A 10000-nucleotide genomic window follows, 5' to 3' on the forward strand; every position below is an offset into this window, starting at 1 on the left:
TGAACAAGTGCGACAGGTGTTTAAGAACTGCCGTCTGATTGGCCGCCGTTTCCGTTTGGCCCATGTGGTGTTTGGCCGTGAAGTGATTGAAGTGGCGACTTTCCGTGGCCACCACACTGGCGACGATGAAACCAGTCCAAAAGCCAGCCAGAGTGATGCAGGCCAGATTTTACGTGATAACGTCTACGGCACTATCGAAGAAGACGCAGAGCGTCGCGACTTTAGCATTAATGCCTTGTACTATTCAGTAGCAGACTTTGCTATTTACGACTTTGCCAACGGCATTGAAGCCATAGCAGCACGCAAAATCGAATTAATTGGCGACCCGGAAACCCGTTACCGTGAAGATCCGGTGCGGATGCTGCGTGCTGTGCGTTTTGCCACCAAGCTAAATATGGACATAGCCCCAGCGACGCTGGAACCGATCAAAGAACTGGCTGTCCTGTTGAAAAACATTCCGGCAGCGCGTTTATTTGAAGAATTCCTCAAGTTATTCATGGCAGGCAAAGCCTTTGATAACTTTGTGATGCTGAATGATTTGGGCATTATCAAACAGTTGTTGCCTCAACTGGCCAAAGTATTAAAACAGGACAGCAGCGGCAAAGTGTTCAGCATGATCACCAAAGCCATGCAGGACACTGACCAGCGTGTTGCCGTGGATAAGCCTGTCACTCCGGCTTTTACTTTTGCGGCTTTATTATGGTACCCGGTTGAACAACGCGCGGAAAAACTGCTGGTTGAAAGTGGTCTGAACGAAGTGGATGCGCTGAATATTGCCATGATGGAAGTGTTGGACGAAGTACAACGTTCCATTGCTATTCCAAAACGTTTCAGCCTGACCATTAAAGACATCTGGTTCCTGCAAAGTCGTTTAAGTAAGAGAGCTGGACGTCGCGCCTTCAAATTACTGGAACAAACCAAGTTCCGGGGAGCTTACGACTTCCTGCAATTAAGGGCACAGGCCGAAGGCGGCGAATTGCAGGAATTAGCAACTTGGTGGCAGAGATTCCAGGCTGACGACGAAGCAGGCCGTGAAGCTTTAGTGCAAAACCTCGGTAAAGAAGGTATTGAACGTCGGCCACGCCGCCGTCGCCCACCGACCAAACGCCGCCCCCCGGGTTCAGCAACGAATGGCTGATACTCTGGTTTATATAGGGCTGGGCGCAAATTTAGCTCAGCCTGTACAACAGTTAGAGCGCGCGATCCTGGCTTTGAAGAACATCAAAGACACAAAACTTGTTCAGGTGTCCTCTTTCTATGGCTCTAAACCTATGGGGCCACAAGATCAGCCGGATTACGTTAATGCCGTCGCAGCTGTTAGGACCCGTTTAGCTGCGGTAGATTTGTTGACTGAACTGCAACAGATTGAGCTTGAACAAGGCCGGCAACGTAAAGATGAACGCTGGGGCCCCCGGACTCTGGATTTGGATATTCTGTTGTTTGGCAATGATCTGATCCAGACTGAGCGCCTCATTGTGCCGCATTACGGCATGAAGCAACGCGAGTTTGTGCTTTATCCGCTGGCAGAACTAAACTCAAACTTGGTATTGCCTGATGGCACCAGACTGACCGAGTTACTGACGACTGTGCCTTTAAACGGCTTGACTCGTCTCTGATATACCCAAAGTAATTGGAGTTGCAGGGAGGCGACTAGTGATTGAGACCCCAGGAGCATAGTCGTCCTATGTGACTGGGGCGAGATCGCGAAGTCAACAATGCTGCAGCTTCAAGTACGAAGGGTATAACTTGCCGTTGGCGTTTTTTTATGCCAAGGTGCGCCCCGAATTATTCCCTTGTGGTCGGATGAGAGAAAAATGGCAAAAATTACCACTGCTCAATTACTGAAGTTAAAACAAAAAAGCGAAAAAATTACCGCTTTAACGGCTTATGATGCCAGTTTCGCTAAATTGTTTGCCGATGCCGGTGTTGAAGTTATTTTAATTGGTGATTCCCTGGGCATGGTGTTACAGGGCCATAGCGACACGCTGCCTGTAACTACAGCTGAAATTGCCTACCACACCCGCTGTGTCCGCGCTGGAGCACCGTTGGCTTTCGTCATCGCCGATATGCCTTTTATGAGTTACGCCACAGTGGAACAAGCGATGCAAAACGCCACACCTTTGATGCAAGCAGGTGCCAATATGGTCAAGCTTGAAGGCGGTGATTTCCTGTTACCTACCATCAAAGCTCTGACTGAACGTGGTATCCCTGTTTGTGGTCATTTAGGTTTAACTCCTCAGTCCGTGCACGTATTTGGTGGCTTTAAAGTTCAGGGCCGTGACGAACAGGCTGCAGATTTAATGGTGCAACAGGCCATAGCATTACAGGAAGCTGGCGCTCAGCTGTTGGTGGTAGAGTGTATCCCTTCCGCTTTGGCAGAACGTATCTCCAAAGCTCTGATGATCCCAGTGATCGGTATAGGCGCAGGCAAAGACACCGATGGCCAGATTTTGGTGATGCACGATTTATTGGGCATCAGCTCAGGTTACATTCCAAAATTCTCCAAAAACTTCCTGCAGGAAACCGGTGATATTAAACAAGCCATAGGTAAATACATTCAGGATGTAAAACAAGGCCAGTTCCCTGGCCCTGAACATAGCTTTTAAGGTCTGCTTTTTATGTTAATGATTCAGGATATTGCTCAGCTACGTGCTCTGATTCGTCAATGGCGTAGCGCCGGCGAACGCATCGCATTCGTTCCAACTATGGGTAACCTACATCAGGGTCATCTGCAATTAGTCGACACAGCCAAACAAAGAGCCGATAGGGTTATTGCCAGTATTTTTGTGAATCCGATGCAGTTTGGCGCCAATGAAGACTTGGACAAATACCCACGCACTTTAGAGCAGGACTGCAAAGGCTTGACCGAACATGGCACCGATGCGGTATTCACTCCAACACCACAACTGATTTACCCTCGTGGCCTGGATGTGCAAACTTTTGTTGAAGTACCGCTGTTAGGCGATTACCACTGCGGCGCCAGTCGTGCCGGGCATTTTCGTGGCGTATCAACCATAGTCACTAAGCTGTTTAATCTGGTGCAGCCAGACATTGCCTGTTTTGGCCAGAAAGACTATCAGCAACTGGCTATTATCCGCCAGATGGTAGCTGACTTATCTATGCCAATTGAAATCATTGGAGTGCCAACAATCCGGGCTGAAGATGGTTTGGCCTTAAGTTCACGTAATGGTTATTTAACAGCGGAACAACGCAGCACAGCTCCGGCTTTGTACCGTACTTTGCAGTGGATGAAACAGCAGTTACAGCAAGGCGTCAGCGATTTACGCGCTTTAGAGCAGCAAGCCAAAGATCAGCTGAATGCGGCAGGTTTTAAAGCAGATTATGTCAATATCTCCAATCGCCAAACCTTAGTGCCTGCCGCGGATTTAAGCGCTCCGCTGGTCATATTGGCAGCTGCCCACCTGGGTACGACACGTCTGATTGATAACATCGAAGTCTAATACCAGAAGTCAGTCTACGGCAGTTACAGATAACGACTGGGACTGACTTTAGTTTTATGTCCTGCCCGGCTCATGGCTGTTGTAACGGGGCAACTCTGCATCCAGATCATCCCAGTTGGCTTTCGACGATACAAAGTTATGGCTAATGGGGCGTTCTGTGATGTCTGAATCCAGTATGCCCAAACGAATACGAACTCGACTTGGATCTGCAGCGCTTGAGCTATACACAGGACTACCGCAGTTGGAGCAAAAATGCCTCTGCCTGCCTTGTTTTAACGAAAAGGCTTTGAGCAGTTGTTCGCCTTGAATCACACTAAATTCGGCACTGGATACGAAGCCATTGGTAGCATAGGCTGTGCCGCTGGATTTTCGGCACAAAGAACAATGACAAAGAATGATGTCCTTGATGGAACCATAAATTGCGATTTTTACCGCACCACAAAGGCATTGGCCTGAATACATAACAAGTTTGCTCTTTCAATCACAGCTGGTTAAAGGCTGTCTTTTCTTGGCATCAACAACCACAAAATGACATAAACAAATATGCCGGGAAAAGCTGCGGACAACACCGACAGCAGCACATACACCAGCCGCACACCACCGCTGGACCAGCCAAAGTACTCTGCTATACCACCACAAACTCCGGCGACCATTTTATCATTGGATAAAGCTAAGCTTTTATCTGACATCGTACTTCCCTCTTGAATAAACCCGAACTCTAAAGTAACTCTGCCAGCGACGCTTAGCAATGCATGAGGATGTAAGAAACTATGAACGCCTTTACGAACACCTTCTGACTGCACTATGGTAACAAGCGGCAGAGTGATGACTCTGCTCCACCATAATACAGACCTGTCATAGGGTCAGTCTGACGTAATAAAGGAAGGATTGATGAAAATAACAAAACAGATTTTCGGTTCTACCCTGCTGGCTGCAACTGGCCTTTTATCGGCTGGCCTATCTTCAGGACTGAGCGCAGCCACTATGCCCGCTTTAAAAGGCAATGAAACACTCTGGCTGCTTGATAATACACATCAACTCATCAAAGTGAAGGTTGCAGCTCCGGACAAAATAGTCGAACAGAAAACACTTTCAGGCCTGGCAACAGGCGAGGCTTTAGTTGGCATAGATTACCGCGTTGCTTACGGCGTTTTATTTGCATTATCCAACCAAGGCCAGTTGTACAGCATAGATACCGGTACAGGAAAACTGACAGCCACAGGCCCTGTTTTACCTGCAGGCACCTTAAAAAAAGGTCAGTTTGGCTTTGATTTTAACCCTGTGGCTGACAGGATCCGGGTGGTGAATGAGCATGGTCAAAACTTAAGACTGCATCCGGAAACTGCAGCTTTAGCTTCTGTTGACCCTGAACTGCACTACGCAGACAAGGACGCTAACTTTGGCAAAAAACCCACCATAGTGGCTGCAGCTTATACCTACAACCAGCAAGACAGCGCGCTGACAACCAACTACGCCATAGATAAAACCCATGGCACGCTGGTAACCCAAGGCAGTAAAGAAGGCACAACGCCAGCGGTATCACCTAATACAGGCCAGTTGTTTACTGTAGGCAGCCTTGGACTACAATCGCTGCAACAGATCTCCTTTGATATTTCCGATTTAAGTAACCTGAGCTTTATGGCTGTCAGCACAACAGCAGAGCCGGCCAGTACTTTGTATCAATTATATTTACAGACAGGACAAAACAAAAAACTGGGTACTTTGGCGAATGGTCAGGACCTGCTTGGTATGGCGATTGAACCCTGATTGGTAAGTTATTACCGCTCTGACGCCATAAAAAAAAAGCCCGGTCACTTCACACTTCAGTGCTGTGATTGGGCTTTTTAACTATAGTGAACCTGCTTAGGGCTTCACAGAATAAGATCAGGCTGCACTGTCTTTAGCCAGTTGTAATAACTTAGGCAAAAACTCTTTATCCAAAGCGGCCACTTGCTGCTGTTCTTCCAGCACATCAAATAAAATTTGATCTGTCGTCAGCGGGTTTGCTAATACCACACGGAACACCACTGTATCCTGACGCTGATAACGCTCTGGTTTAATCCGGGTACGGGAGACAAAAGAGCGCCCTTCTTCCCTTTGAGTTTTCTGAATAAAGCGGGTTAAACCGTTGAGAAGTTCATTAAACTTGTGCTGTTTTTCCGGCGAAGCCAAGGCCATAGCGCGTTGCACTTCGGCCGGCACATAACGATAAGTTAATAAACACAACTCAGGTTCAGTGATCAGCTCAAACTCCGCGTGATCTTTAATTAAACCGGCAAAATAACGGGCTTTATCCAGACTGCGGTTGATCAGAATTTCATAACCCTGGCGGCCAATCACCTGTAAGCAGGCATGGACTAACATGGCCATACCAGGGCGTGAACCTTCCAGCGTCTGACTGCCTAAATCTTTGGAGCCTTTACGCAGAATATACTCAGCATGATGTTCTATCGCATGGGCCGAAGACGGATGCTTAAACACCACCATACCGGCGCCCATAGGCACATACATTTGCTTATGCGCATCTATAGTGACTGAATCAGCACGCTCTATGCCGCTTAGCAGATGACGGTATTTATCAGATAACAAGGTGGCCCCGCCCCAGGCGGCATCAACATGAAAATGGCAGCCCAGTTCAGCGGCTAAGTCAGCTAAATCATTCAATGGGTCGACATTGCCGGTTTCTGTGGTACCAGCCACACCTACTATGGCCATCACTTTAATGTTTTTATCATTCAGCTCACGGCTGACGCGGCGCATCTCTTCAATTTGTACTTTGTTATTGGCATCGGTTTTCACCGGTACTAAAAACTCACGGCCTATACCTAAAATATCAGCGGCTTTGCCCAAGGAGTAATGGCCACGCTCTGAGACTAAAATAGCTAATCCTTCATAGCCATAGTATTTCATAGCGCGGAACAAACCTTCTTTGGCGACACCTTTAAAGTCACCATCGGCCTTTAATAATCGGTTACGGGCTATCCAAAGCGCGGTGATATTGGCAATGGTGCCGCCAGAACAAAAAGCACCTAAAGAATGGTTGGCGCTGTGCATCCATTTTTTATAAAAGCTATCGCCCTCGCCATACACCAGATGGTGCATCATACCGATGACCTGACGCTCTAATGGAGTGAAGGCTTTGGAGGTTTCGATTTTCACCAGATTCTGGTTTAAACCCACCATCATTTTGGACAGTGGCAACACAAAATAAGGCAAAGCTGAGGTCATATGACCAATAAAACTGGGGGCTGCGGTATGCACTGAATGCGCCACCAGTTTTTCCATCATCTGCTCTGCATAATCCGAGACAAATTTGGGCTCTGACGGGATTTGATGAGCCTGAAAATCGCGCTCAATTTGCCACAGAGGTTTTTCCACTGCGACAATACTTTCGCGTAAAAAACCTGCCAGATTCTGCGAAATGTTCTGCTCTATGATACTTAGCGTCGAGTCCGGAGCCTCGGGCACAGTAAATATCCGCCACAAAGCTTCTTCAGACGCTGTAGCCTGGCGTTTGTTTGATTCTGTCATTCGTATCCTGTCTCACCGGGGTCACATTATCGGCTTATAATTGTTGTGTTTTCGGGCCGTAAAATCAGTAAGTCAAAAAGGAAGTCACTGTACTAAATGCACATTTAAATGTCTTTAAAAAAATTCATCTGTCGATCATCTTGCTGCAAAGAACAGCATAAAGTGCTGATTTTTGCCGAATGTCGCTGCCTGATTGCAACAAATACTCCTTAAAGCCGGTCTTTACATCAGATTAAAGTATTAGCTGTCAGTCTGGACTAAATCAGCTAAGCTATTAAGGTATTGTTTTCAGGTTCCTTTTTACGAGTCATTGCATGGTACGGATCCGTTCAGCACATTTTATTCTGGTCAGCCTTCTGGTGTATCTGCTCGCCATTGCTGGTTATGTATATTACCAGTATCAACAAACCTATCAGACAAAACTGGCTCAGATAGATCAACAATTAATAAATGCTGTCAAAGCCGTCCCTTACCTGTTAGGCGAGCAGTATCATGACAATATCAGCGGTCCACAGCATATCTCCCGTACTGACTATCTAAAATTGGCAAAAAAGCTCAGTCTTTACGCTAAGGATCTAAAATTACAATATGTCTACAGTATGATTCAGGTCGATGGCAAAGTGCATTTCACCTCCTCCAGTTATACCGAAGATGATTTATTACGTGGCCAGTTAAATTATTTTTATGATTATTACCCTGAAGCCACTGACGCCAACAAAGCCGCCTTCGCCTCTATAGCTCCTGTATTTGAAGAATCTGTTGACCAGTTTGGTCATTTCCGCTCGGTGTTAATTCCTTATCAAAGCGCAAACGGCACTCCTTATCTGGCAGGCGCTGATATCGCTATCACAGATATGGATCAACGGCTGATGGCCAGCATGCAACAATCGATTTTAAGTGGCTCAGTATTTTTTGGCCTGGCGCTCATATTGGCCTTAAGTTACGCTACGTTCTTACGACGCACTCTAACCACAGACCGTAGTTCAGGGCAGCGGAATGCTCTGGCACTGGAAGCCCATCTACGCCATGAAGCCGGCAATTTAAGTCAACTTGCTGTGGTACAGGTGAATAATCTGGACGAAGTCAGCCATCTGTATGGAGCTCTGATTGCAGAACAGGCCATGAGTCACTTTATCCAAAAGTTACAACTGCATTTTGGCCGCTCTTATCGTTTATATCGTTTATCATTTGAAAAACTGGCGATCCGTCGTGTTGCGACAGTCTCTGATACCGAAATGCATGACAAACTAAAAAGCTTTGATTTCACGCAAGCTGTTTTAAACGATCCGTATCTGCTTTTTACCGTTACTTTGGGCGTTGCCCTGTCACCAAGAGCTGTTGTGCTGGAGAACGCTATGCTGGCGGTTAACAGTGCACGTTTACAACAGCAATCTCTGGTCGTCTACTCAGACAGTTTACTGGCGCTGAAACAACATCTGCACACCAATATCAAGATGGCGAAAGAAGTTCGGGAAGCCATAGGTCACGAACAAATAGTGCCCTACTTTCAGCCTGTAGTACAAATCAGCACAGGCGAGATTTTTCAATATGAGTGTCTGGCGCGGATTTTACGTAGCGACGGCAGCATTCTGACACCAGGTCAGTTTTTAAGTATCGTCAATCGTAGCCATCTGGATTCGGAGCTGACCAAAATGATGTTTATCAAAAGTGCCAGCCAATTTGCTACCTCAGACGTCAGCTGGTCTATTAACGTCACCTGCCGCGACTTATTAGATTATGATTTACAGCAGTTTTTCCTCGATTATTTACAGCATTACCCTAAGCCACAAAGGGTGTATTTTGAGCTGGCAGAAGCAGGGGTTCTGCCGGAATTTGATCGTTGTCGCGATGCTATTGCTGCGCTGCAAAAAGCGGGGGCAAAAGTACTGCTGGATGATTTTGGGGTAGCCAGTGGTGTTGGAATGGCCGATCTGCTGCAACTCCATGTAGATGGTTTAAAAATTCATGGCAGTTTAGTTGAACTCATTACAACTGACCCTGATGCTCAGCTTTTTATTGAGCATATCAGCTCCTTTGCTCAACAAACTCAGTTGCTAATCATTGCTGAAATGGTAGAAAGCAAACAGTCGCTGGACGCATTGGAGCGCTGTGGTATTAAATATGCTCAGGGTTACTACTTTGGTCCGGCGGCACCTGTACCGCTGCGTTATTACGAAAATGGAGGCCGATCACATTAGTAGCACCAACTACACTGATCTGCCCCCGTTTTTAGTCTTAGCTTCTTAGACCTGTGCCCTTGTTGATCAGGTACATGGCGAAGCTAAAAAACACCAGAATAAAACCAATAATGACACTAAAGGCGAACACCAGATTCACATCACTGACGCCTAAAAAGCCATATCTAAAAGCGTTCACCATATAAACAATAGGGTTCACTTTAGACACGTATTGCCAAAACTCCGGTAATAAACTCAGTGAATAAAACACACCGCCTAAATAGGTCAAAGGCGTCAGCACAAAGGTCGGAATAATGCTGATGTCATCAAAAGTTTTGGCATACACAGCGTTAATTAAACCAGCCAGCGAAAACAAAGTCGCAGTCAGCACCACGGTCGACATCAGAATAAACAAGTGATGCACTTTGATATCGACAAAAAACAGCGATAACAACGACACTATTAAACCGACCAGAATACCGCGAGCCACACCACCGCCGACATAACCCAGCACTATGATGTAGTTCGGCACAGGCGCAACCAGTAACTCTTCGACATTGCGCTGAAATTTAGCACTGAAAAAAGACGAAGCCACGTTAGAGTACGAGTTGGTGATCACCGACATCATAATCAGGCCAGGCACAATAAACTCCATATAACTGAAGCCGCCCATATCCCCAATACGGGACCCCACCAAGGCACCAAAAATGACAAAATACAAGGTCATGGTGATGGCAGGTGGAACCAGGGTTTGCACCCAAATCCGCATAAATCTGTTGGTTTCTTTATAAAGAATACTTTGTAGCGCTATTAAATTACGTGAACTCATGC

The 10000-nt window shown here is 46.6% G+C and carries 10 protein-coding genes; 6 read left to right on the forward strand and 4 right to left on the reverse strand.

The window, feature by feature from the left end:
* The 4 genes from pcnB to panC all read left to right on the forward strand — a co-directional run.
* The coding region (gene pcnB, locus LDL40_RS11925) for a polynucleotide adenylyltransferase PcnB (protein WP_300995598.1) at window positions 1-1138 on the forward strand (1138 nt) is incomplete at its 5' end.
* Window positions 1131-1616 (forward strand): 2-amino-4-hydroxy-6-hydroxymethyldihydropteridine diphosphokinase, encoded by a 486-nt coding sequence (gene folK, locus LDL40_RS11930; protein WP_300995599.1) that lies wholly within the window; start codon window positions 1131-1133, stop codon window positions 1614-1616. The genes pcnB and folK, both read left to right, overlap by 8 nt.
* Before the next feature lie 198 nt (window positions 1617-1814).
* Window positions 1815-2606 carry a 3-methyl-2-oxobutanoate hydroxymethyltransferase gene (panB, locus tag LDL40_RS11935; protein WP_300995600.1) on the forward strand — a complete coding sequence of 264 codons (792 nt, stop codon included), beginning with the start codon at window positions 1815-1817 and terminating at the stop codon, window positions 2604-2606.
* A gap of 12 nt (window positions 2607-2618) precedes the next feature.
* Window positions 2619-3461, forward strand: a complete 843-nt coding sequence (panC, locus tag LDL40_RS11940) for a pantoate--beta-alanine ligase (protein WP_300995601.1) — start codon at window positions 2619-2621, stop codon at window positions 3459-3461.
* A gap of 54 nt (window positions 3462-3515) precedes the next feature.
* On the opposite strand, the gene LDL40_RS11945 is transcribed toward panC, so the two are convergent.
* A complete protein-coding gene (locus LDL40_RS11945; protein ID WP_300995602.1) occupies window positions 3516-3923 on the reverse strand; it encodes a GFA family protein in 408 nt (135 codons plus the stop codon).
* 29 nt (window positions 3924-3952) lie between these two features.
* The gene (locus LDL40_RS11950; protein WP_300995603.1) at window positions 3953-4150 is read right to left on the reverse strand and encodes a PspC domain-containing protein; all 198 of its coding nucleotides are present in this window, start codon (window positions 4148-4150) and stop codon (window positions 3953-3955) included.
* A 202-nt stretch (window positions 4151-4352) separates the two neighbouring features.
* On the opposite strand from LDL40_RS11950, the gene LDL40_RS11955 reads away from it, so the two are divergent.
* The gene (locus tag LDL40_RS11955) at window positions 4353-5228 is read left to right on the forward strand and encodes a DUF4394 domain-containing protein (RefSeq protein WP_300995604.1); all 876 of its coding nucleotides are present in this window, start codon (window positions 4353-4355) and stop codon (window positions 5226-5228) included.
* A 117-nt stretch (window positions 5229-5345) separates the two neighbouring features.
* Here the strand turns inward: LDL40_RS11955 and panP are convergent, their stop codons facing one another.
* A complete protein-coding gene (gene panP, locus LDL40_RS11960; protein WP_300995605.1) occupies window positions 5346-6992 on the reverse strand; it encodes a pyridoxal-dependent aspartate 1-decarboxylase PanP in 1647 nt (548 codons plus the stop codon).
* Between the two features lie 314 nt (window positions 6993-7306).
* Here panP and LDL40_RS11965 point away from each other — a divergent pair, with 314 nt between their 5' ends.
* The gene (locus LDL40_RS11965; protein ID WP_300995606.1) at window positions 7307-9190 is read left to right on the forward strand and encodes an EAL domain-containing protein; all 1884 of its coding nucleotides are present in this window, start codon (window positions 7307-7309) and stop codon (window positions 9188-9190) included.
* Window positions 9191-9227: 37 nt separating this feature from the next.
* Here the strand turns inward: LDL40_RS11965 and LDL40_RS11970 are convergent, their stop codons facing one another.
* On the reverse strand, window positions 9228-9998 hold the full coding sequence (locus tag LDL40_RS11970) for an ABC transporter permease (protein ID WP_300995607.1): 771 nt from the start codon (window positions 9996-9998) through the stop codon (window positions 9228-9230).
* Window positions 9999-10000: the final 2 nt, after the last annotated feature.

The organism is Rheinheimera sp. (assembly GCF_020217005.1).
Classification (GTDB): Bacteria; Pseudomonadota; Gammaproteobacteria; order Enterobacterales; family Alteromonadaceae; genus Pararheinheimera.

What these genes read in the sequence shown, in the direction of transcription:
- LDL40_RS11955 (WP_300995604.1), top strand. Translation starts at nt 4,353, where the DNA reads ATGAAAATAACAAAACAGATTTTCGGTTCTACCCTGCTGGCTGCAACT.
- LDL40_RS11965 (WP_300995606.1), top strand. Translation starts at nt 7,307, where the DNA reads ATGGTACGGATCCGTTCAGCACATTTTATTCTGGTCAGCCTTCTGGTG.
- panB (WP_300995600.1), top strand. Translation starts at nt 1,815, where the DNA reads ATGGCAAAAATTACCACTGCTCAATTACTGAAGTTAAAACAAAAAAGC.
- LDL40_RS11970 (WP_300995607.1), bottom strand. Translation starts at nt 9,998, where the DNA reads ATGAGTTCACGTAATTTAATAGCGCTACAAAGTATTCTTTATAAAGAA.
- panC (WP_300995601.1), top strand. Translation starts at nt 2,619, where the DNA reads ATGTTAATGATTCAGGATATTGCTCAGCTACGTGCTCTGATTCGTCAA.
- LDL40_RS11950 (WP_300995603.1), bottom strand. Translation starts at nt 4,150, where the DNA reads ATGTCAGATAAAAGCTTAGCTTTATCCAATGATAAAATGGTCGCCGGA.
- LDL40_RS11945 (WP_300995602.1), bottom strand. Translation starts at nt 3,923, where the DNA reads ATGTATTCAGGCCAATGCCTTTGTGGTGCGGTAAAAATCGCAATTTAT.
- panP (WP_300995605.1), bottom strand. Translation starts at nt 6,992, where the DNA reads ATGACAGAATCAAACAAACGCCAGGCTACAGCGTCTGAAGAAGCTTTG.
- folK (WP_300995599.1), top strand. Translation starts at nt 1,131, where the DNA reads ATGGCTGATACTCTGGTTTATATAGGGCTGGGCGCAAATTTAGCTCAG.